The 21,905-nt window shown below is 42.1% G+C and carries 21 protein-coding genes; 7 read left to right on the top strand and 14 right to left on the bottom strand.

The window, feature by feature from the left end:
* Positions 1 to 58: 58 nt before the first annotated feature.
* A complete protein-coding gene (locus ACQKCP_RS11935; protein ID WP_427612461.1) occupies positions 59 to 1,534 on the top strand; it encodes an ATP-binding protein in 1,476 nt (491 codons plus the stop codon).
* A 38-nt stretch (positions 1,535 to 1,572) separates the two neighbouring features.
* On the opposite strand, the gene ACQKCP_RS11930 is transcribed toward ACQKCP_RS11935, so the two are convergent.
* The 13 genes from ACQKCP_RS11930 to ACQKCP_RS11870 form a co-directional block, all read right to left on the bottom strand.
* On the bottom strand, positions 1,573 to 1,752 hold the full coding sequence (locus ACQKCP_RS11930) for a hypothetical protein (RefSeq protein WP_427612460.1): 180 nt from the start codon (positions 1,750 to 1,752) through the stop codon (positions 1,573 to 1,575).
* 190 nt (positions 1,753 to 1,942) lie between these two features.
* Complete coding sequence (locus tag ACQKCP_RS11925) at positions 1,943 to 3,640, bottom strand: ATP-binding protein (RefSeq protein WP_427612459.1); 1,698 nt, start codon at positions 3,638 to 3,640, stop codon at positions 1,943 to 1,945.
* A 329-nt stretch (positions 3,641 to 3,969) separates the two neighbouring features.
* Positions 3,970 to 4,686 (bottom strand): response regulator, encoded by a 717-nt coding sequence (locus ACQKCP_RS11920; protein ID WP_057761994.1) that lies wholly within the window; start codon positions 4,684 to 4,686, stop codon positions 3,970 to 3,972.
* A 600-nt stretch (positions 4,687 to 5,286) separates the two neighbouring features.
* Positions 5,287 to 5,703: a F0F1 ATP synthase subunit epsilon gene (locus ACQKCP_RS11915; RefSeq protein ID WP_057761996.1), complete on the bottom strand. Its 417-nt coding sequence runs from the start codon at positions 5,701 to 5,703 to the stop codon at positions 5,287 to 5,289.
* A 114-nt stretch (positions 5,704 to 5,817) separates the two neighbouring features.
* Complete coding sequence (gene atpD, locus ACQKCP_RS11910) at positions 5,818 to 7,251, bottom strand: F0F1 ATP synthase subunit beta (protein WP_057761998.1); 1,434 nt, start codon at positions 7,249 to 7,251, stop codon at positions 5,818 to 5,820.
* A 38-nt stretch (positions 7,252 to 7,289) separates the two neighbouring features.
* Positions 7,290 to 8,171, bottom strand: a complete 882-nt coding sequence (atpG, locus tag ACQKCP_RS11905) for a F0F1 ATP synthase subunit gamma (RefSeq protein ID WP_057762000.1) — start codon at positions 8,169 to 8,171, stop codon at positions 7,290 to 7,292.
* A 216-nt stretch (positions 8,172 to 8,387) separates the two neighbouring features.
* Positions 8,388 to 9,932, bottom strand: a complete 1,545-nt coding sequence (atpA, locus tag ACQKCP_RS11900; protein WP_057762002.1) for a F0F1 ATP synthase subunit alpha — start codon at positions 9,930 to 9,932, stop codon at positions 8,388 to 8,390.
* 93 nt (positions 9,933 to 10,025) lie between these two features.
* Positions 10,026 to 10,649, bottom strand: coding sequence for a F0F1 ATP synthase subunit delta (locus ACQKCP_RS11895; protein ID WP_057762004.1), 624 nt, complete (start codon positions 10,647 to 10,649; stop codon positions 10,026 to 10,028).
* A gap of 13 nt (positions 10,650 to 10,662) precedes the next feature.
* Positions 10,663 to 11,133, bottom strand: coding sequence for a F0F1 ATP synthase subunit B (locus tag ACQKCP_RS11890; protein ID WP_101205956.1), 471 nt, complete (start codon positions 11,131 to 11,133; stop codon positions 10,663 to 10,665).
* 117 nt (positions 11,134 to 11,250) lie between these two features.
* On the bottom strand, positions 11,251 to 11,499 hold the full coding sequence (atpE, locus tag ACQKCP_RS11885; protein ID WP_010197960.1) for a F0F1 ATP synthase subunit C: 249 nt from the start codon (positions 11,497 to 11,499) through the stop codon (positions 11,251 to 11,253).
* Between the two features lie 33 nt (positions 11,500 to 11,532).
* A complete protein-coding gene (gene atpB, locus ACQKCP_RS11880; RefSeq protein WP_101205957.1) occupies positions 11,533 to 12,399 on the bottom strand; it encodes a F0F1 ATP synthase subunit A in 867 nt (288 codons plus the stop codon).
* 676 nt (positions 12,400 to 13,075) lie between these two features.
* Positions 13,076 to 13,474 (bottom strand): ATP synthase subunit I, encoded by a 399-nt coding sequence (locus ACQKCP_RS11875; RefSeq protein ID WP_102093133.1) that lies wholly within the window; start codon positions 13,472 to 13,474, stop codon positions 13,076 to 13,078.
* 277 nt (positions 13,475 to 13,751) lie between these two features.
* The gene (locus ACQKCP_RS11870; RefSeq protein WP_427612458.1) at positions 13,752 to 14,645 is read right to left on the bottom strand and encodes a metal ABC transporter solute-binding protein, Zn/Mn family; all 894 of its coding nucleotides are present in this window, start codon (positions 14,643 to 14,645) and stop codon (positions 13,752 to 13,754) included.
* Between the two features lie 210 nt (positions 14,646 to 14,855).
* On the opposite strand from ACQKCP_RS11870, the gene ACQKCP_RS11865 reads away from it, so the two are divergent.
* The 6 genes from ACQKCP_RS11865 to gluQRS all read left to right on the top strand — a co-directional run bounded on the left by ACQKCP_RS11865 (position 14,856) and on the right by gluQRS (position 20,538).
* Entirely contained in the window at positions 14,856 to 15,434 is a 579-nt protein-coding gene (locus tag ACQKCP_RS11865) for a Fur family transcriptional regulator (RefSeq protein ID WP_427612457.1), read from the top strand.
* 72 nt (positions 15,435 to 15,506) lie between these two features.
* Complete coding sequence (locus tag ACQKCP_RS11860) at positions 15,507 to 16,304, top strand: metal ABC transporter ATP-binding protein (protein WP_427612456.1); 798 nt, start codon at positions 15,507 to 15,509, stop codon at positions 16,302 to 16,304.
* Between the two features lie 113 nt (positions 16,305 to 16,417).
* Positions 16,418 to 17,221 carry a metal ABC transporter permease gene (locus ACQKCP_RS11855; protein ID WP_427612455.1) on the top strand — a complete coding sequence of 268 codons (804 nt, stop codon included), beginning with the start codon at positions 16,418 to 16,420 and terminating at the stop codon, positions 17,219 to 17,221.
* A 309-nt stretch (positions 17,222 to 17,530) separates the two neighbouring features.
* Complete coding sequence (locus ACQKCP_RS11850; protein WP_427612454.1) at positions 17,531 to 18,370, top strand: metallophosphoesterase; 840 nt, start codon at positions 17,531 to 17,533, stop codon at positions 18,368 to 18,370.
* Positions 18,371 to 18,862: 492 nt separating this feature from the next.
* Positions 18,863 to 19,300, top strand: coding sequence for an RNA polymerase-binding protein DksA (gene dksA / locus ACQKCP_RS11845; RefSeq protein WP_057762021.1), 438 nt, complete (start codon positions 18,863 to 18,865; stop codon positions 19,298 to 19,300).
* Between the two features lie 242 nt (positions 19,301 to 19,542).
* Positions 19,543 to 20,538 carry a tRNA glutamyl-Q(34) synthetase GluQRS gene (gene gluQRS / locus ACQKCP_RS11840; RefSeq protein WP_427612453.1) on the top strand — a complete coding sequence of 332 codons (996 nt, stop codon included), beginning with the start codon at positions 19,543 to 19,545 and terminating at the stop codon, positions 20,536 to 20,538.
* Between the two features lie 149 nt (positions 20,539 to 20,687).
* Here the strand turns inward: gluQRS and ACQKCP_RS11835 are convergent, their stop codons facing one another.
* Positions 20,688 to 21,884 carry an FtsW/RodA/SpoVE family cell cycle protein gene (locus ACQKCP_RS11835; RefSeq protein WP_182176715.1) on the bottom strand — a complete coding sequence of 399 codons (1,197 nt, stop codon included), beginning with the start codon at positions 21,882 to 21,884 and terminating at the stop codon, positions 20,688 to 20,690.
* Positions 21,885 to 21,905 lie beyond the last annotated feature (21 nt).

Raw genomic sequence — 21,905 nt, 5'->3', positions numbered from 1 at the left:
TATTTAGAGAGCTACAAGCTATATCACAATAACTTTTCTTTTACTCTGTTGGACATATATGATCTCTCCAAACTCAAAGCCGCGTCGTAAAGGTTGGCTGCCACGCTCTTATTCCAATACTTGGCTAACGACTTTGATGGTTGCATTTATCGTGCTTATCAGTGTGAGCTTATCAATTTTGTTCTTTTGGCGCAGTCTATATCTGCCAGAGCTAAAAAACCATGCGCGTTATTTAACGAGTGAGTTGCAGCTGATCAATAGCGTCAATAAAGACTGGCAAGGTCGTCCCGAAGTACGCCAATGGATTTACCAGCACTCTCATGTCGTCGTGGTAAACAATCCGAGTGACTTTCCAGAAGTCGCTGACAAGCCATTCGTAAGCTTTTTTACTGACGTATTACAACGTGAAATCGGTGCACAGCTCGGTCGCCCTGTAGAGGTTTATTTTAAATTTAAGCCAACGCCGCAGCTATGGGTACAAGATAGCCGTGATGACAGTTTTTGGGTGCGTGAGCCTGTCGTCTACTATTCACAATATAGCCCGACATTATTGGTACTGTTTTTGATTGGACTGCCTATCCTATCGTTACTCACGATTATTCTATTAGCGCGTCAGTTAAATCGTCCGCTACGCTACCTACAACGGGCGGCTACTAATTATATTCGTCTCGGTCATGCAACCACACTGCCCACTCAGAAAGGCCCCACAGAAATACGTCAGGTTAATATGGCGTTTAACCGACTGTTTACGACCTTAAACCAAGCGCAAAAAGAGCGAACAATCATGCTCGCGGGTATCTCACACGATCTGCGGACACCGTTGACCCGTATGCGTTTGACCGCAGAAATGCTGCCAGATGATTTTTTCCGTGAAGGGCTGATTTACGATATTGAGGATATGGATGCTATTTTGGAGCAGTTCATCTCTTTTATGAAAGATGGTTCTGATGAGCCAGTCAGCTTGACCAATCTAGATACCATATTTAACGAAATCATGGTGCAGTTTGCGCCAATGAAGTTTGTATATGAGTCAGAATGTGACAAGGTTGTTCCCGTACGTCCATTATCCATCAAACGTCTGATTATCAACTTGGTCAATAATGCCAATCGTTATGGAAAACCACCAATTTATTTATCGGCAACGGTTGTACCGACATTTATAGAAACTGTCGAAGACGAAGATACGGATGTGGTCAGCGAAAATGTGGTGAACAAAGAAGCTCAAGAACAACTAGTGATTTGTGTACGAGATTGCGGTGATGGCGTTGCTGACGATCAATTAGAGCGAATTATGCAACCGTTTGAACGTGGAGAGACGGCACGGACTACTCAAGGTAGCGGACTAGGTCTTGCGATTGTTGATCGTATTGCACGATTACATCATGGTACTGTTGAAGCCATCAACCACCCTGAAGGCGGGCTACAAGTATGCGTACGTATACCCCTACTCTCCAAAGTCGCTGGAGATACTACGTTAGCGGCTGAAGTAGAAGAGGTATCTGAGGTAGACAATACGGTACCAAATTCAAAATAGTGATGAGACTTTAATCTGAATAAGCAAAGAGGTCAACGCTAGTCTTTGCTACCAATAGTCGGCGGAATATACTCAGCACTGTTAGTAAAAGCTAGTGGCTGGGTAATTTCAGCCTGAGCTGTTTGTAGTGTTTGGGTCGTTGATGGCTGTTTTAAGAATAAATAATAGCTTAGCGTAATCGCATTCAACATTACCAAGCCACCAAATAAATATGGCATCCTATGCCTCCTATGACATTGTCCAACTATCTGAAAAATAGCGACAAGCGCGTCACCCAGCTATAAAGCTGTATCCTGTTATACCATTAAAATGACGCTAATTGTCTTTAGTATCATGACTAATAATTATGGCGTAGTCTGATGATTTAGCCTGATAGCTTGCTCTTATAGCTTAGCCCTATAACTTGACCTAATCTGGCAACTTAGTATCGAAGTCGCGCTCGCTTTTCTCTTGGGTCAATTCATCAGCAGCAAGAATCTGCGTCAATGGTTTAATAGGCCACGTCATCACAAACCTTGCACCGCCTAACTCACGACTCTCATCTACTTTCATACTACCATTAAACCAAAAGGCAATGCGCGATACAATAGACAAGCCTAGGCCATAGCCACCTGAGGCGCGTGTACGGCTGTCATCTAAGCGTGAGAATGGAATAAACACTTTTTCGCGATCTGCTTCAGGAATACCATGTCCATCATCTTCGACACTGACAAAGGCATTGCCTTTTTTGACACCAGCACTAATGATAATAGTCGTTTCTGCATAGCGTAACGCATTACCTGCAAGGTTCTGAATTACACGGTGTAAGTAGCGTCTATCTGCCACTGCTGTGACTTTTGCATTTGGCAAACTGGTTACTATTTTAATCGGCTTACCTAGTGCATTGGTTTCGCGCTCGATCTGCTCTAACAGCTCTCTTAAGTTTACTGGTTCTAAATCTAACTTTGGTGACCCTTCCTCAAGCTTAGCATAGGTCAAAATTTCATCAATCAAACCATTAAGCGATTCAATATCTTCATCAATATAGTCACGCTGCATAAAACGTGAGTCTTCGTCATCCGTATCAGCAAGCATATCTACTGCAAATCGAATACGAGCCACTGGCGTACGCAGCTCATGTGAGACCGCTCGGGTAAGCTCTCGCTGTGATTCAATCAAACGCTTAATGTGCGAGGTCATGGCATTAAAAGTCGCTGACAAACGCGCTATTTCATCTTGACCAATAACCTGTACTTGAATATCAAGGTTACCTTGACTGACCTCATTCACACCTACCTGAATCAATTGTAGCTTACGTTCAAGCGGGAAGATGAGCGCATATACACCTAAGCTAATTAGGAACATGCTAATAAGAATCATACTAATAATTAAGTTGAGCGGGAACCAATTAAATAACGGTATAGGCCCAATCAAAATTGCCATATCATTGATTTCAGAGGGTACCACTACTCTAATCGCCGAGTTACTTGTACTACTATTAGTATCTTGCAGTGATATGACGACTTCGTCACGACGCAGACGAGACATCTGATCTGAATCTAACTCAAGTGTATTGACTGCTTTGAACGCTAAAGGAAAAGAAAACTTCTTCTCCAATTCAGCCAAACGTGCACGCTTGTCCGATAATGTCATGTGATAAGACAAGTCATCTAATAAAAAGACCGCGATTGCCCGTACTTGCTGTTCGGTAACTTGAGAGATTCTTGCTGTTAACACACTCTTGTTGTCCGGCAAACGATAATAAACATCTGCATATACAGGCTGGTTAAAATAACGCACAACGGTATTATCATTTTTAAAACGGCGTAGCTCACTGGCGCTAAAATCTACTTCGTCAATAGGCAAGACTTTAAAAGTAGTACCAAACAAACTACTCGCATCTGATAACCAATATTCACGCTCTTCTTCGCTATTTTGGTGAGAGATTCCTTCACTCACCAAATGGAAAGCCCCCATTGCCATATTTTCACGATAGGACTGCACACGCTCCTTATTAATGGTATCCATCAATAACTGCGCAAACAGTGCCACACACAAGCAGACTATAAGTAGCCCAGCATAGATACGAACAAAAATACTGTGTTTTAAAGAAGAGACTAATGACATACGTGCCGTGACCAACTTAATAAATAGAGATTGCCAATATCATCAAACATATAGGTAGTGCTATGTGTTTGACGATATCGAACATGATCGAATAGGGATAAACTTTAACTTTGACTTTTAATGACCGCATTTTAATCCATATGCAGCGATCATCCAAAGACTTATATGTATGACATATATTTAGTCAGCGTCTATAATAATGTCTTAATTAAACCACATAACACTGCATTTAAGTTTAAAAATTAAAATTTAGCCACAAAAAAACCAGCATCGTTGCTGGTTTTTTCGAATAGTGATTAATAATTAATCAACCTATAGAAGTAACAATATTAGTTGCCTTCTTTTACGAATAGATAGCCTTTACTACGTACGGTCTTAATACGCTTTGGATTTTCTGGATCATCACCGATTTTTGGACGAATACGTGAGATACGTACGTCAATTGAACGATCTTGACCATCATACTCAATACCGCGTAGACGCTCAAAGATATCTTCACGAGATAGGATACGACCTGCATTAGAAGCAAGCAACCATAGTAGATCATATTCAGCACTAGTGAAATCAACCAACTCATCACCTAGATTAACTGAACGACCACCGTTGTCGATGACTAACTCACCAAACTCTAGACGTTGTGGCACATCTTCTGATGGTGCATTTTCTGAACGGCGTAATAACGCACGAATACGTGCAAGCAATACACGTGGCTGAGCAGGCTTGGCAACATAGTCGTCAGCACCCATCTCAAGACCCAATACCTGATCCATGTCTTCAGTACGCGCAGTCAACATCAAAATTGGATTTTGATAATGCGGGCGTACTTCACGGCAGACAGTCAGACCATCGCTACCAGGTAGCATGACATCAAGTACAACCATATCTGGCTGCTCATTGACGATACGGCGAATAGCACGATTACCATCAGTTTCAATTGCCACTTCTAAACCATTTTTGACCAAGTAATCTTGAGTCAACATGGCCAGACGCTCATCATCTTCAACAATCAAGATTCGGGGGGTGTTGTCTTCTTCATTCGTTGTCATTGTTATATCCTCTAATACATCTAATTTAAAAGCAGTAAAAGTAAGAGCGGTAAAATTAATAGCACCATATAGTGGCACAATTGATGTTCGTATAGCTGTTACAAACTTGGTAGCACAGTATACTATTAAATTATCAGCTTCCTATACTATAGCTGATAGTCGGTAACAAAACCTATAAACTACCCCTATCAAAACTTTAGTTTGCGTCCAGAAATTACGTCAATTACTTCGTTAGTACATCGCAATTTGTATTATCTATCGTTTGCTAATTATCCAAACCATCGAGCCAACGTTATCGCGTACAGTTACTGCTCGTTGCTTATAATACGTTATGTCTAATATAACCATATATTACCGTTGTCGCCAGTGTCTTTTTAAGAAAATTCTAATGGACAATGATTCATTGATAATAAAAGATTTTTCCTGGAAATAGATTGGACTGCCGCAAATACTATCGAAGTAATAACTATGTGTATTCAGTATAGAACAGTTAATTTAATAATGAATAGACATAAAAAAACAGCCCATATAATGGACTGTCTTTTTATTATTACTTCTAGCGATAACTCTAAATGACTAGCTAAAGCCATCAGTAATAAATTAAGCGCGGTTTTTATACTTACGGATAGTCTGTAATTGTCCTACTGACTCTGCAAGTGAGGCCAAAGCCGCATTGGTTTGTAGCGTATCAGACTGGTTAACTAGCATTTGCTCAGCCTTTTTACGTGCTTCAACGATTTTGCTTTCGTCAAGATTGTGTGCACGCATGGCTGTATCAGCCAATACCGTAACCATCTTAGGCTGTACTTCTAATACACCACCTGAGACGTAAATTACTTCTTCTTCACCGTTTGGTGTTTGCACTCGCATTGCACCTGGCTTTAGCAAAGTAATAAGCGGTGTGTGACCTGGCAATACACCAATCTCGCCTTCGGTACCAGTAGCTATTAACATGCTAATTTCGCCTGAATACAACTCTTCACGAGCACTTACGACGCGACATTGTAACGTTGCCATACTTAATTCCTTACCATCAAAGCGCGATCAAAAAACAGTAAAACTGCGATGCGTTACTGAAGAGTAGATACAAGGTTTATATTATATCTACTCGTTAGCTTATGCTCATACAACTTACGCTGACTTAGACTTCATTTTTTCAGCTTTAGCGACTACTTCATCGATGCTACCAGCCATGTAGAACGCTTGCTCTGGTAGATCATCGTATTCACCAGCGATGATTGCTTTAAAGCTAGCAATGGTATCGCGTAGTGGTACGTATTTACCAGGTGCACCAGTGAAGACTTCGGCTACGTGGAATGGTTGAGACAAGAAGCGCTGAATCTTACGAGCACGATAAACAACCAGTTTATCTTCTTCTGATAACTCATCCATACCCAAGATAGCGATGATGTCTTTAAGCTCTTTATAACGCTGTAGAACTTCCTGAACACCACGAGCAACATTGTAATGATCTTCACCGATTACTTGTGGATCTAACTGACGTGATGTTGAATCCAATGGATCAACCGCAGGATAGATACCTTGTGATGCGATATCACGGCTTAGTACAACTGTTGCATCCAAGTGAGCAAACGTTGTAGCAGGTGATGGATCGGTCAAATCATCCGCAGGTACGTATACCGCCTGAACTGAAGTAATAGAGCCTGACTGAGTTGACGTAATACGTTCTTGTAGTAAGCCCATCTCTTCAGCTAGTGTTGGCTGATAACCAACTGCTGACGGCATACGACCAAGTAGTGCTGATACTTCAGTACCCGCTAGTGTATAACGGTAGATGTTATCAACAAACAATAGTACGTCACGACCTTTGCCAGTAACAGGATCTTTAGTATCACGGAAGTACTCAGCCATGGTCAAACCAGACAGTGCAACACGTAAACGGTTACCCGGTGGCTCATTCATCTGGCCATATACCATTGCTACTTTAGATTTACTGAAGTCTTCAGTATTTACAACGCCAGCTTCCTGCATTTCGTGATAGAAATCGTTACCTTCACGAGTACGCTCACCAACACCAGCAAATACTGACAAACCTTCATGTTTTAGAGCGATGTTGTTGATCAGCTCCATCATGTTAACGGTTTTACCAACACCAGCACCACCGAACAGACCAACTTTACCACCTTTAGCGAACGGGCAAAGTAGATCGATAACTTTAATACCAGTTTCTAGTAGCTCAGTGCTGTTTGACTGATCCGCGTAGCTTGGCGCTTCACGGTGGATAGACCATTTTTCGTCAGCAACAACAGGACCTTCTTCATCGATAGGACGACCAAGAACATCCATGATGCGACCTAGCGTACCAGTACCTACAGGCACAGAGATAGGTGCGCCAGTATTAGTAACAGGTAGGTTACGCTTTAAACCTTCGGTTGAACCCATTGCAATAGTACGTACAATACCGTCACCTAGCTGTTGCTGTACTTCTAGGGTAGTTTCGGTACCGTCTACTTGCAAGGCATCAAAAATTTGAGGAACTTCATTACGGTTGAACTCAACGTCAAGAACCGCGCCAATAATCTGTACAATACGACCGCTACTCATTGCGTTCTCCTTGAACTTCTATATATAGGTGTAGTCAATTATGAAACAGCAGCAGCACCGCCAACGATTTCCGAGATTTCTCGGGTAATCGCCGCTTGACGCAGCTTGTTATAAACCAACTGTAAATCGTTAATAAGGTCACCAGCATTATCTGTTGCCGCTTTCATCGCAACCATACGTGAAGACTGCTCAGAGGCAATGTTTTCCATTACCGCTTGATAAACAATCGACTCAATATAGCGACCAAGCAATTCATCAATTAACGTCTTGATGTCAGGCTCGTAGATATAATCCCAGCTAAGTTCTGTCTGTAGACCACTGTCTTCATCATCAAATGACTGCTCTGGTAGAGGAACCAACTGATTGACTGTTGGTTTCTGAGTCATCGCATTGATGAATCGGTTATAGACTACATAGATACGGTCAATATTACCGTTACTATAGTCTTCAAGCATTGCTTGAACCGGTGCATTCAATTGTTCAAACGTTGGTTTATCGCCATAATCGGTCACAGCCGACGTAACTTTACCACCAAAGTTTTTGAAGAAACTCACACCTTTGGCACCGATGACTGCAAACTCAGCTTGTACAGACTGATCTTGATAATCTTGGATACTTTTAGTTAGGGCTTTGAATAAGTTAATATTCAAACCACCCGCTAGGCCACGGTCAGAGGTAATGACAATATAGCCAACCTTATTGACTGGACGCGATACCATATACGGATGTTTGTAGTCTGATGAGGCATGCACCAAATGTGAAATAACCCGGCGCATACTATCAGCATACGGGCGACCCACTTCCATGCGCTCTTGCGCACGGCGCATTTTACTTGCCGCTACCATTTGCATAGCACGAGTAATTTTCTGGGTGCTTTTAATACTGGTGACTTTGGCACGTATCTCTTTTAAGCTTGCCATAATGATTCCAATATAAGAGGGTTAAAAAGCATTGGCGCATGCGACAATCGTTTGATATACAACATCAATCCTACAGAATAACATTTTATATCTTGTGGCATTACGCGATCTAATACCGGTAATGGTTAAAACAGTGGCGCAAATATCTGGTCAGACAACGCGCCACTTTATCAGCTCTAAGCTACAGTTATAACCAATTCGGCTTAACCCGTTAAATTAATAACTGTGATTTTGTTTAAAGGTCTCTAGAGATGACTTTAAACGACCTGCGATATCATCATTGTAGTTCGCAGTGTCATCAATCTCACGCATCAATTCACTTTGCTCATCATGCATATAACGTAGGTACGCTTCTTCGAAAGAACCAATCTTTTCGACAGGTACATCAGCTAAGAAGCCTTCGTTTGAAGCATAGATAACGGCTGCTTGCTCAGAGATTGACATCGGCTGATATTGCTTCTGCTTCATCAATTCAGTCACACGCTCACCATGATCAAGCTGCTCGCGAGTTGCGTCATCAAGATCTGAGGCGAACTGAGCGAATGCTGCTAGTTCACGATACTGAGCTAGAGCGGTACGAATACCACCAGATAGCTTTTTGATGATCTTAGTCTGAGCAGCACCACCAACACGAGATACCGAGATACCAGCGTTTACTGCTGGACGGATACCTGAGGCGAATAAACTAGACTCTAGGAAGATCTGACCATCAGTGATCGAAATCACGTTGGTTGGTACGAATGCAGATACGTCACCAGCTTGTGTTTCAATGATTGGTAGAGCGGTTAAAGAACCAGTTTTACCTTTCACTTCACCGTTAGTGAACTTTTCTACATAATCAGCATTTACACGTGATGCACGCTCAAGTAGGCGTGAGTGTAAATAGAATACGTCACCAGGATAAGCTTCACGACCTGGCGGACGACGTAATAGTAGTGAAATCTGACGATAAGCAACTGCTTGCTTTGATAAGTCATCAAATACAATCAGTGCATCTTCGCCGCGGTCACGGAAGTATTCGCCCATCGTACAACCTGAGTACGGTGCGATATACTGAAGTGCTGCAGGCTCTGATGCTGAAGCAACCACAACAGTGGTATATTCTAGTGCGCCAGTTTGCTCAAGCTTACGTACGACGTTAGCGATAGTCGAACGTTTCTGTCCGATAGCCACGTATACACATTTAATGCCTGAAGCTTTCTGTGCGATGATCGCATCGATAGCCATCGCTGTTTTACCAGTCTGACGGTCACCAATGATAAGCTCACGCTGACCACGACCGATTGGAATCATGGTATCAACGGCTTTATAACCAGTCATTACTGGTTGATCTACTGATTGACGGTCGATAACGCCTGGAGCGATCTTTTCGACTTTATCAGTCATCTTGGCATCGATAGGACCTTTGCCATCAATAGGATTACCCAAAGCATCAACAACACGGCCTAACAGCTCAGGACCTACTGGTACTTCAAGAATACGACCAGTACAATAGGCTTTTTGACCTTCTTGCAGCTTTAGGTAATCACCAAGTACTACCGCGCCAACAGAATCACGCTCTAAGTTTAGAGCCATTCCGTAGATTTCGCCTTCAAACTCAATCATTTCGCCGTACATGGCATCTTCAAGACCATGAATCTGCACGATACCGTCAGATACTTTGACAATCGTGCCTTCATTCTTTGCAGTTGCACCCGCATCAAGGTCTTGAATACGCTGCTTAATCAGGTTACTGATTTCCGCTGGATTCAATTGTTGCATTGCCTTGTTTCCTTTAATTTATGATAACCCGCCCACTGACTTAATTGCTCTTATAATCATACAGTCAATATTTGACTGTATTGATGATTGGCATTAGGCAGTTAGCTGTGTTTTTAACTGTTGTAACTTGCCGCGCATCGAATCATCAATGACTTTGTCACCGACTTTGATTGTAGCGCCTGCCAATAGACTTGGATCAACTGATTCGTGAATCACTACACTAGCATTTAGCGAGGCAGCAAGACGCGTTTGTAGCGTTTGACGCTGTTCATCAGTCAATGGGTAGGCAGAGGTCACATATGCGTCAAGCTGCTTTAAGCTTATTGCCTTGTGACGGCGATAATGCTCATAAACTTCAGGAAGCAGCGCCAGACGCTCTTGTTCTGATAACTGTTTAACGAAGTTACTAAGTGCTACTGATACTTTTGGATAGCTTACGTTACTGTCAAGGCTAGTCCCTTGAGCTTCGCTTAATAACTGCTTAAAAGCAGAATCATTAGCGCTAGCTACTTGCGTATCATAAAGATCGACCAAAGCAGCTGACTTATGCTCAGCAGAAACAGCTGGATTGTCTAGCCAAGTACTGAACGACTTGTCATTGACAACAGTGCTAGCAACAAGTAAGAAGTTTTCCCACTCGTTGACTGCGCCGTTTTCGTTGGCATAGTCAAACGCGGCTTTAGCGTACGGTCGTGCTAAGGTTGATAAGTCAGCCATTATATCCTCACAATTACAGCTTCGCCGCCAGTTGGTCTAACATACTGGCATGTTTTTGCACATCGACTTTGTCTTGCAAAATCTTCTCTGCACCAAGTACAGCCAGTTCAGCAACTTGGGCACGTAATGATTCACGCGCTTGATTGATTTCTTGATCGATAGATGCTTGCGCTTGTTGACGAATGCGCTCGCCTTCCGCTTGGGCTTGCGATTTTGCATCTTCGACGAGCTGATTGGCACTCTTGTTCGCTTGCTCGATTAGAGCGGCAGCCTTAGTCTTTGCAAGATCAAGTTCCTGCTGGACATTTTGCTCCGCGGTCGCCAAATCTGCTTTTGCTTTTTCTGCGGCATTCAGACCTTCAGCAATTTTACGCTGACGCTCATTGATGGCACCGATAAGTGGTGGCCACACGAATTTCATGCAAAAAATCACAAATATTGCAAAAGCAATGGCTTGACCGACGAGGGTAAAATTGATATTCACGTGATCACCTCTTTGTTAATGAAAAATCAGTTTCATTGATCATGTTTGGTAGTCAAATCTTGACTATATTTGATAGAAAGTCTCCGAATACCAAACATTTACAACTGAGCTTTCGGATTAACCTGCTAGAGGGTTAGCGAACAACAATAGCATAGCAATACCAACACCGATCATCGGAATAGCATCAAGAAGACCTGCTACGATGAACATACGAGTTTGCAATTGTGAGCCAAGCTCTGGTTGACGCGCAACGCCTTCTAAGAATTTTCCACCTAGAATAGCAAAACCAATACCTGTGCCAAGTGCGCCAAGACCGATAAGTAGTGCTACTGCGATAACTGTGTAACCACCTAATACTGGATCCATTGATGTATCCTCATTTACCTATTGAATGTCTAATTAATGTTCAGTTGATGATGCAAGCGACATGTAAACTATCGTCAGCATCATGAATACGAACGCTTGAAGTGTAATAACTAAGATGTGGAAGATAGCCCACGGTACCGATAACGCCCATTGAATCCAAAACGGCATTAGAGCAATCAGTATGAAAATCAATTCCCCAGCATACATGTTGCCGAATAGACGCAAACCAAGTGATACAGGTTTGGCTATTAGAGTAACTGCTTCTAGGATGAAGTTAATGGGAATCAAAATCGCTTGTACGATTGGGTTTTTGGCGCCAAACGGATGCAGTGTTAACTCACCGATAAAGCCGCCCAAACCTTTTTCTTTAATGCTATAAAAGATAATCAGTGCAAAGACAGAGAACGACATGCCAAGCGTGATGTTAGGATCAGTCGTTGGAACAATCTTAAAGAAAACATGATGTGGATCATGGCCCATAGCGGCACCGATTTGCCCAGCAATACCTGGAATGAAATCAACAGGTATCAAATCCATCAAGTTCATCAAAAAGATCCAGACAAAAATGGTCAACGCCAATGGCGCAATCAGTTTTGATGTACCACTGTATGAATCACGAACGTTGTTATCAACAAACTCAACGATCATCTCAACTGCTGCCTGAGTTTTTCCTGGCACGCCTGAAGTGACTTTTTTGGCAACCATCCAAAAGACAGCGCAAAATAAGATACCTAGACCAATCGACCATAGCATAGAATCAAGATGGATAGCGTTAAAGCCCATTGCCCCTGCTTCTTCAGCAGTATGAGCAACTTTCCAACCTTCGCCCGGCAGATAGCCATACGTCCAATTCGTTAAGTGGTGAGAGATATATTCTGATGATGTTTGCTCGGATGCCATAATGTAAGCTTCTTATTAATCAACGATTTAATCAACTACCAAAAATATGGTTGTCATCTGATGAGGTGTAGTATTAATATCTATCTTGCTATTAAGCAGACAAATAAACCGTACTAAATCACTCATGTAACCAACAACATCCAACCCATAGTTCTATTACTAATATGCAATATTTGATAGCGTGAGATAAATTTTAGCTATCAAAAAAGGGCTTATGATAACTCAGTAATAGCCCTTGCATTTTTATACGCAAAATTATTATATATGTGCTTACCCACTGACCGTTTTTTACAATCGGCGCTTAATGTAGCGCTTATAAGCAAAATATTTAGCCGCCTATATTAATGCAGCGTTGTATTCGTGTAAAGTCAATTGTGATTTTTTTATCCACTGTATGAATAAGTTAGCCACCAGTCTTACTCGCTAATATAGCCACTAACCATAATCAGATAACAATACTCTAATTATCAGCAATACAGATAGTTGAGTAACCCCTACCCTCTCACTGCATACTACGTCTAACATTGAGACTCATAGTGCGGTCTTTATAATCACTGGTGCTATCCTAAGACAGCGTTGTGCTTCGACTTTTCGAACTAGTCATAGAGAAGCTGGACGGCAGGGTGACTTGCCAGTACTATTAATAAACCATCTGTTTAGCGATCATTTATTAGCGCTAGCGTATATGCCACAACATCCAACTGTGACTAATTTGCATTACCATAAAACCGATAAACAGCGCTGGCGCAGATAGGGGTTGTACGGTAATAAAAATTAGTGCAAAACCAAACACGGTCAATAACCATTTTGACATTTGACCCCGATATAGCTGGCTAACGATGTGTTGGCGCGCGCGATATCCGGTATACCAAAAAATAAAAAACGCAAATACTGCTTGAGTGATAAAACTTAGTAGCGCACCAATGGCGGCGCTTTTTGCTATCGTAAGCTCACTATGTAGCCAAATAGTATCTACTATCCAAGCAATGATAATAAGGATAAATAGTATCCATGCTTGTCGTTTAATATAGATGCCAATCTTGTCTTTTTGCGTGCGTTTGGCAGGCTTGGTCATCGGTATTCCTATAGCCCTTACAGCATTGGGACAATATATCATACTTATGATAATTTTATCCGTGAATGACTTACTCTACAGGCATTACCTTTCGGCCAAAATAAAACGCTACTTATTATAGGTAGAGCGTAACTATTAAGCAAGTAAAATATGACTTTTATCAGTCACCTAACGCATTTTGCTAAGATTATTATATTATTTAGTCTATAATAAATGCTTGAAGCGAAGCTATACAACCAACTCAAACAATCCTAGCAAATTGCTGTTTTTGGCTACATTACGAGATACATTGATATATCTGTTTGGCCATATTCTGCCAACCGCTGATAAAGTCATCGCTACTACTCATATCTTCTGGCTGTACCGTACTCTTCACTGGCTGTAGCTTCGCAAGTAAGCCTTTTGCTGGCTCACTTGGACTAACCAAACACATTTGCTTGGCTGGGCGTTGCTCATTTAACCAACGTAGTTGGCTTGCTTTAGGTGATAGATGATGATCCACGCTAAGGCTACCGACGAGCGTTAAGTTTAAACTATCTTCGATATATTGATAAGCATCGTGATAGGCCCAATAAGGTCGTGATTTTGAGGCACTTTGAGTAGAGCTTTGCTCTAATACAGCAACCTCTTTATCTAGTTGCTGTGCAAATTTTTTCGCGTTGGCTTGGTATAGATCTTTATATTGTGGATTTGCATGGCTATGAATTACGGCCAATGCACGAGTAATGGCTTTGGCATTTTCAGGATCTAGCCAAATATGTGGATCTAGTGTACCGGCGATAGCGTTGCCCTTTACATCACGTAATGGATGTCGATTGAATGCATCAAACTCAAATAAAGCAATGGCATTTGGGGCTGTTTTCAGGCTCGCTGCTAGATTGTTTTCTAGCGGCTCACCGAACCATACGACAAACTTACTGTCTTTGATTGCTTTGATATCACCTGGGCTGATACTACCATGATGTCCTACCTCCCCCGCTTGCAATAGTCGATTGGCTGATGGTGCGCCTTCTGTTACTGCTTCACTTAACAAGAATAGCGGATAATTGCTAACACTGACCGTTGCAGCTTGTGCATTCAATGTGAAAGACCCTAGAACGATCAGTCCTGTCATTAGCAAGCGCTGTAATGTGATAAGCGAACGTACGGAGTAAGTAAAAACAGCGTTCATAGTAAGCTCTTTTATTGTTAGATAGCATTGTTGGATAACGAACGTATGAGTAATAGTGTCCTGCCCCACTCCTGTAAAAAGGGTAGATATACAAGACTACTATAAGACAATTGACTCAGTTATTATTTTAGTATGTTATACTATAACAATAAAAAACGCTATCATAAAAAATGTCATGCGATTACCATGCTATTTTTAGGAGCTTGTACCATGTCTATTACTTCATCGATCTGCGAACATTTACATGATGTGCAAGATCTGACTCCGCATGATGTTCATGAACGCTTAGCAGCAGCTAAAGAACATTGCCGTGTAAATGGCGCGCGATTTACGCCTTTGCGTCAGCAGATATATCAATTGGTCTTGGAAGCAGATCAGCCGGTCGGCGCTTATGACCTAATCACTCAGTTACAGCAAATGCGATTGTCTATACCTGATGACAGCGATATTCAAAAAGTAGCGAGCTCACCAACACTGTCAGAAGACACTAAGACAACCAAAAAACGCGCACCGAAAAATGTCGCGCCACCAACGGTTTATCGCAGTTTAGAATTCTTACTAAGTGAAGGGTTGATTCATCAGTTAACCTCTATCAATGCTTATGTTCCTTGCTGTCATCCTCGCGCCCAGCATACAGCCGCCTTCTTAATCTGCGATCAGTGTCAACGAGTACAAGAATGCAGCAGCCTACCCGTTCAGGAAATGATGAGCTTTGCCGAGCAAGATGTAGGGTTTGTGGTTGAGCGTAGTGTCATTGAGCTTAGCGGTCGTTGCCAAGCTTGCCAGTAGAGCTACTATGGTTTGTGTAAACGTTTTAAGCATGATTCGTCGATTGTCTATTTACCTATGCGTTGTCATATTATGAATACCTCTACCCTACCTTCTAATCAGTCAAATACTGCTGTTGCGAATAGCAGTACTGTGAGTAATGCTGACAAATTATTGAGCTTAAACAATATCAGTTACCATATTGGGCCTCAACGCCTGCTCTCTCACATCGATATTGACATTGCTGTGAATGAGACGGTCAGCCTTATCGGTCCAAATGGTGCTGGTAAGTCAACGCTAGTCAAACTTATTTTAGGTTTAATTGAGTCAACTGATGGCTCTATGACAGCACATCAGCCGCTACAGCTTGGCTACGTACCGCAGCGATTTGCTGTGCCACCAATATTGCCACTGCGTGTCTGCGACTTGTTGGCGCAAGCAGATAAGAAACGTTTAACCCCTGAACAGCGACAGTTTATCTTTGATAACTTATCATTAACTCATCTACTATCACGGCAAATGCTGCATTTATCAGGTGGTGAGACGCAGCGCGTACTATTGGCCAGAGCGCTATTAGACAAACCCAATTTGCTTATTTTAGACGAGCCGATGCAGGGTCTCGATCCCGATACCGAAATTTGGCTGTATCAGTTCATTGATGGGCTACCGGATTTCTTACGTTGCGCCATGCTAGTGGTGTCTCATGATTTACACTGGGTCATGAAAGGCAGCCGCCGCGTCATTTGTTTGAACAAGCATATTTGCTGTGAAGGACAACCAAGCGAGCTGGCCATTAGTACTGAATTTCAAAAGCTATTTGGTCATCATTACGAACAGCCATACGTGCATCAGCCCCATGCCTGTGAACACCATGCCCCAAGCGAGTTATAGCGTCAGTAATCAAGGCTCGAAATCGCCAAAATCCAGCTCATTAAAGCCAAAAATATCAAACATATAAATGATACGGCTCTACTCTTTTATAAAAAATTTTACGGACATTCATTATGACTGCTTGGTTAGCCATCATTGCGCCTGCTTGGATCGCTGGCAGTATATTAGCGTTATTATCAGCGCCGTTAGGTTGCTTAGTATTGTGGCGGCGTATGGCGTTTTTCGCTGATGCTTTAGCCCATGGCACGTTGTTAGGTGTGGCTTTGGCTGTATGGTGGCAACTGCCAATGGGTATCGGCATTGCATTGATCAGTGTCATGGTCGTACTGGGACTGGTATTGATTGATGATGAGCGTCTGCCAGTGGATGCTGTATTGGCAGTCGTGTCGGTTTCACTCTTATGCTTAGGCCTACTAGCCTTAACCCAATTGACTGACCAACAAGCCAATGTGCTCGGATTTTTATTCGGCAACTTGCTAGACCTTGATTGGGCTGATTTGCCTTTGCTTGCTGGTAGCGTACTAGCTGGCTTGGGACTACTTATCTACATTTGGCCTGCGCAAATCAAGCTGGCAACACATGAAGCATTGGCACGTATTCAAGGTATCAATCCAACACGGCAACGACTGTTTTTTATGGGTGTACTGGCAGGATTTTGTGCGATTGCTCTACAGGCGGTTGGCAGTCTATTAATCAGCGGATTATTAGTGCTACCTGCACTGACCGCACGCCTATGGTCAGCATCACCAAAACAAATGGTGATTATAGCGTTGATAATCGCTCAACTGGGTGTGACACTTGGTGTGTGGGGCAGTATTTGGCTAGATATTCAAACAGGTCTTTCTATCGTCTTGATATTAGCTGCTTTATTTTTTGCTGCACTCATTTTTTCGAAGTTAATAAAGATAAAACTTTAGTTAGCGTCGCTGTAAATACGTTATAATAAATAAAGCATGACTGTTTTTCGCTATCTTTTTGTTGGACTTTATTTTATTAATATAATTAATACTTTAGCTCGATAATACTATAAGATGGCTTTAACTTTGATATTACTAGTTGATAGTATAAACATCGTTGATTAGAGTCAAAGTAAGCTCCAGGCAAACGCTCTGCTCTTTTATAGTAGATTAATAATAATTATAAATACCCAGTGAAAAATAGTAGCTCATTTATCCATACTCGCGCTAACAATACTTATTGTTGTGATTCGATAAGGGACTGAACCAATGCCAAACTATCCTGCCAATAAGTTAAGCACCTCCGACCAAACAATAAATATTTTACAGATTACTGATTTGCATTTATCGACGCCTGTCTTTGTTGATGAGAGTAACACCTATAGTGATGACTTGGCTTGTCAGCGTAGCTTTGAAGCAGTGCTTCAACAGGCACTTAGTGAAGATATTCGCTGTGATTTGATTATTGTGACAGGTGACTTGGTCAATCGAGTAAAGTCTTCAATTTACGATCATATCTTTACTGTATTACAAGCGACTCAGATTCCTTTTGCTTGTATTGCGGGTAATCACGATGTGACGGACGAGAATGGTAAAGACTTGCCGTTTTTTCAGCGAGAGCTTGTCGCTCAGCCTGCTGACTCACGTTTGTTAAGTCGTCATGTCATTGAGACTGAATACTGGCAGCTGTTGTTATTAGACTCATCCATTTCTGGTAAGGTCGCAGGCGAGATTACGCCTACTGATATTAATTGGTTATGTGAGAGACTCAGTACCTGTAATAAGCCTGCATTAATCGCCCTACACCACCATATTGTTCCAGTTGACTCTGACTGGATTGATACCCATATGGCAGAAAACACTGAGAGCTTTTGGCAGCATATGGCGCCATTTGAACAGCTACAAGTGGTGATCAGTGGGCATACTCACCAAGAGCAAGTTCGACTGCGCCAAGGCGTCACGGTGTATAGCACGCCATCTACCTGCTATCAGTTCAAACCCTATGAAGATGATTTTTCTTATGATGAGCATGCATTACCAGGATATCGCTGGTTGCAATTAGCCAACAATGGAACAGTTGCAAGCTGGGTTGAAAGACTGGATACTTGATGCCCAGAATTATTGGTACTGGTATAAGTCTTAGCCCTTTATACTTATAGCTTTCACCAATATTTTTTGATAAAAAATACAGTAATAAAAAAATAAAATATGCATTCAATATAAAAAATCACTTCATTATTATTACAAACAATGATACAACTTATGAAATAAAGCAAGGGTGGCCAAATATCTAATATGAAGCCACTGCACGATAGCTAGGATGGCCCATTAACCACAAGCTCAGTTTTCACAATCAATGACCTACGGCATGCTTTAGACAGTATTATTCAAACCGAAGTTTATATAACAACCTATCTAACAATCGGTGTATAACTGTCAAGATATAAAGTCTACGATATTATTTGATCAGCTGTGTTACTTGTATTACCAAGTGGTGAAACGTTTGATAAAAGGACAAATTGTAGCGTTTGTAGCATTAATAACGTCTTGTCTTTTGATACGTCGTTTTATTGAATTAATTTGAAAAAGTAGGATACCCATATGAGCACCCTGACCACGAATCCGAGTGAAGTTAAATTTACTCCTTATGTGCCGGCCAAAGACGAAGAGTATATGTCTGATGCGCAGTTGGAGCACTTTAAGGCTATTTTATTGGATTGGAAAAACCAACTGATTGGCGAAGCGGATCGTACCAAAAACTACATCCAAGATGAGTCAAGCGCCATGCCAGACATCAATGACCGTGCCACTCAAGAAGAAGAGTTTGCATTGGCATTACGTACTCGCGACCGTGAGCGCAAACTTATCCGCAAAATCGACAAATCTATGTTAGAAATCGAAAATGACGACTATGGATTTTGTGAGACTTGTGGTGTAGAGATTGGATTACGTCGCCTTGAAGCACGTCCAACCGCAACTCAATGTATCGACTGCAAAACCTTATCTGAAATCAAAGAACGTCAAAACCAAGGCGCTTAGATCAGATATTACAGATATAAATGTAAGCAGAAGCGACCTTATAATAGGTCGCTTTTTGTATTTTAGACGTTCACTATTTTGCTGCGTTTCTGACTTTACTCTGATAAATACAATCGCCTGAATAATGACATGACTAACAAAACAATCTCATTTAATGAATATCTTTTGATACTTATATTTATTATTCTATCTTTATTACCTCTTATAGACAGCCATTTATTTTGAAAACAATGCCTACCGCCATGCCAACTCAAACGACAATATCACAGCCTATTGGCCGCTTTGCGCCTTCACCAACGGGTGAGTTACATCTCGGCTCTTTAACCACTGCGCTTGCCAGCTTTTGCCATATCAAATCAATCGGTGGTAAGTGGCTGTTGCGTATGGAAGATACCGATACTGAACGCTGTGATAGACAGTTCACTGAGCAAATTTTGATGGATCTTGAGGCACTTGGATTGCATTGGGATGGTGATGTTATTTATCAGTCTGAGCGCATTGATATCTACAACGATTATCTATCATCATATCTAGGGCCGTTGACCTATGGCTGCCAATGCTCCCGTAAAGACTTAGAGCAGTACTGGGCGCAAGAAGAGATAAGTAGAAACCATAGTCCTGCCAGCTTAGCTGCGCTGACCGACCAGACATCGTTAGACGAACAAGTTTCATCAATTGACCAAGTACAACCAAATAGACAGCGGTATCCGCGTCGCTGTGTGGCAACTGACCTTGATAGACAGCAGCATAAGCTACGTATTCAGCTACCAGATTATCGGATTGGATTCAATGACGGTATTCAAGGATTGCAGTGGGATAATCCGCAGCAGACGTTAGGTGATATGGTTGCTCGCCGCCAAGACGGTATGATTAATTATATACTGGCAGCCAGTCTCGATGATGGTCTACAGCAGGTTACTCATATCATGCGTGGTCTTGATATCCTACCTATGACGACGGCGCAAATCGGTATCATGCAAGCCGCGCGCCTACCCACTATTGACCGATGGTATCATTTGCCATTGATCAATAATGCTGACGGCCAAAAGCTCTCTAAGCAAAACCTTGCTCAACCAATCGACACATCAGACCCGAGTCAACTTATTGTTGAAGCTCTATCACTACTACAGCAAGCAAAGGTCGATATCGACACCCCAGAAAACATGCTCAAACAAGCCATTGCGCAATGGGATAACACCCCGCTACAAGGTAAGCAGCAGTTAAATTTGTCTTATTAATGAGAGTTATTCCATCAAAAGTCATAACATAGACAATAAAAAGCGCCACTATTAGTGACGCTTTTATTGCAATAATGCTAGATGCTAGATGCTAGATGCTATATACCGAAACTCTGAATCTATGCAGAGACTATTATATATAGAGCCTATTAGTAATAACGGCATTGGCTTTTTTCTATTTCAGGGCTTTCTTTATATATCTTCAATAATAGCGCGACCATAACCAAGCTAATCAACATAGACGATCCACCATAACTAAAGAACGGCATAGTGAGACCTTTGGTTGGGATGGCACCCATGTTCATCGCAGCGTTAATAATCGTCTGGGCAATAAACACCACACCAATACCGAAAGCAGTATAGCTCATGCGCATTTGACGACGTTTCAGCGCGTTGTAACTGATCCGCATCGCACTACCGATGATCAACGCTTCAAGTATCAGTACCATGCTGACACCGACAAACCCTAACTCTTCACCTGTAATGGCTAATAAAAAATCCGTATGTGCCTCAGGCAAATGCGACAGTTTCTGTACACTTTCGCCATAGCCGACACCCGTGAACTGCCCACGACCAAAGGCGATCAAACTACGTGCCAGCTGATAATCGGTATCCTGCACATCGTCAAATGGATCCATAAACGACATCACACGCACCAATCGGTACTCGGCCGTAGTCACCATCAAGACAGCCCCGCCAACAGCAGCAGCACCCAATGCTAAGAAATGCTTGTAAGGCGCCCCAGCGATATAAAAAATCGCGAACAGCGTACCAATAATGACGACAAAAGAACCAAAATCTGGCTGCGACAATAGCAGTATCGTTATCAGCGCCACTACCAACATAATTCGTAAGAAACCATCTAGGCCATTACGAACTTCAAAAGATCGCCGCACCACAAAGTCAGATACAAACACAATCATGACCAGTTTGGCTAACTCAGCTACCTGAAAATTAAAGCCGCCTACTGTGAGCCAGCGTTTAGAGCCATTAATTGGTGTGCTAAACAATGTGGCAACAAGCAACAACCCCGTGATGCCCAGCAAAGCAAACTGGGTCTCGGTCTTATATAGTGTGCGTAAAGAAACGCCATAATAAGGAATAACCGCAACAATTAAACCAATCGTCATATATAACAGCTGGTTTTTGAAAAAATACAGCTCAGTCATACCGCGGCTAAGCGCAAAAGGGATAGAAGCAGAAGCAACCATTAGCAGACTAAGCACCATCATACAGCCGACGCTTGATAACAAAATTGCGCGCGCTGATGGCATAGACAGAACACCATCTGAGCCAGAGGTTTGCTTGGTTTGGGGCGAGGAACGAAAAAAAGAAGAGAGCGCCATAATTTTATATACACTAACAAA

Source organism: Psychrobacter sp. NPDC078631, assembly GCF_050268165.1.
Classification (GTDB): domain Bacteria; phylum Pseudomonadota; class Gammaproteobacteria; order Pseudomonadales; family Moraxellaceae; genus Psychrobacter.
This window is presented reverse-complemented; position numbering and strand designations above follow the sequence as displayed.

What these genes read in the sequence shown, in the direction of transcription:
- ACQKCP_RS11935 (WP_427612461.1), top strand. Translation starts at nt 59, where the DNA reads ATGATCTCTCCAAACTCAAAGCCGCGTCGTAAAGGTTGGCTGCCACGC.
- ACQKCP_RS11930 (WP_427612460.1), bottom strand. Translation starts at nt 1,752, where the DNA reads ATGCCATATTTATTTGGTGGCTTGGTAATGTTGAATGCGATTACGCTA.
- ACQKCP_RS11925 (WP_427612459.1), bottom strand. Translation starts at nt 3,640, where the DNA reads ATGTCATTAGTCTCTTCTTTAAAACACAGTATTTTTGTTCGTATCTAT.
- ACQKCP_RS11920 (WP_057761994.1), bottom strand. Translation starts at nt 4,686, where the DNA reads ATGACAACGAATGAAGAAGACAACACCCCCCGAATCTTGATTGTTGAA.
- ACQKCP_RS11915 (WP_057761996.1), bottom strand. Translation starts at nt 5,703, where the DNA reads ATGGCAACGTTACAATGTCGCGTCGTAAGTGCTCGTGAAGAGTTGTAT.
- atpD (WP_057761998.1), bottom strand. Translation starts at nt 7,251, where the DNA reads ATGAGTAGCGGTCGTATTGTACAGATTATTGGCGCGGTTCTTGACGTT.
- atpG (WP_057762000.1), bottom strand. Translation starts at nt 8,171, where the DNA reads ATGGCAAGCTTAAAAGAGATACGTGCCAAAGTCACCAGTATTAAAAGC.
- atpA (WP_057762002.1), bottom strand. Translation starts at nt 9,932, where the DNA reads ATGCAACAATTGAATCCAGCGGAAATCAGTAACCTGATTAAGCAGCGT.
- ACQKCP_RS11895 (WP_057762004.1), bottom strand. Translation starts at nt 10,649, where the DNA reads ATGGCTGACTTATCAACCTTAGCACGACCGTACGCTAAAGCCGCGTTT.
- atpE (WP_010197960.1), bottom strand. Translation starts at nt 11,499, where the DNA reads ATGGATCCAGTATTAGGTGGTTACACAGTTATCGCAGTAGCACTACTT.
- atpB (WP_101205957.1), bottom strand. Translation starts at nt 12,399, where the DNA reads ATGGCATCCGAGCAAACATCATCAGAATATATCTCTCACCACTTAACG.
- ACQKCP_RS11875 (WP_102093133.1), bottom strand. Translation starts at nt 13,474, where the DNA reads ATGACCAAGCCTGCCAAACGCACGCAAAAAGACAAGATTGGCATCTAT.
- ACQKCP_RS11870 (WP_427612458.1), bottom strand. Translation starts at nt 14,645, where the DNA reads ATGAACGCTGTTTTTACTTACTCCGTACGTTCGCTTATCACATTACAG.
- ACQKCP_RS11865 (WP_427612457.1), top strand. Translation starts at nt 14,856, where the DNA reads ATGTCTATTACTTCATCGATCTGCGAACATTTACATGATGTGCAAGAT.
- ACQKCP_RS11860 (WP_427612456.1), top strand. Translation starts at nt 15,507, where the DNA reads ATGAATACCTCTACCCTACCTTCTAATCAGTCAAATACTGCTGTTGCG.
- ACQKCP_RS11855 (WP_427612455.1), top strand. Translation starts at nt 16,418, where the DNA reads ATGACTGCTTGGTTAGCCATCATTGCGCCTGCTTGGATCGCTGGCAGT.
- ACQKCP_RS11850 (WP_427612454.1), top strand. Translation starts at nt 17,531, where the DNA reads ATGCCAAACTATCCTGCCAATAAGTTAAGCACCTCCGACCAAACAATA.
- dksA (WP_057762021.1), top strand. Translation starts at nt 18,863, where the DNA reads ATGAGCACCCTGACCACGAATCCGAGTGAAGTTAAATTTACTCCTTAT.
- gluQRS (WP_427612453.1), top strand. Translation starts at nt 19,543, where the DNA reads ATGCCAACTCAAACGACAATATCACAGCCTATTGGCCGCTTTGCGCCT.
- ACQKCP_RS11835 (WP_182176715.1), bottom strand. Translation starts at nt 21,884, where the DNA reads ATGGCGCTCTCTTCTTTTTTTCGTTCCTCGCCCCAAACCAAGCAAACC.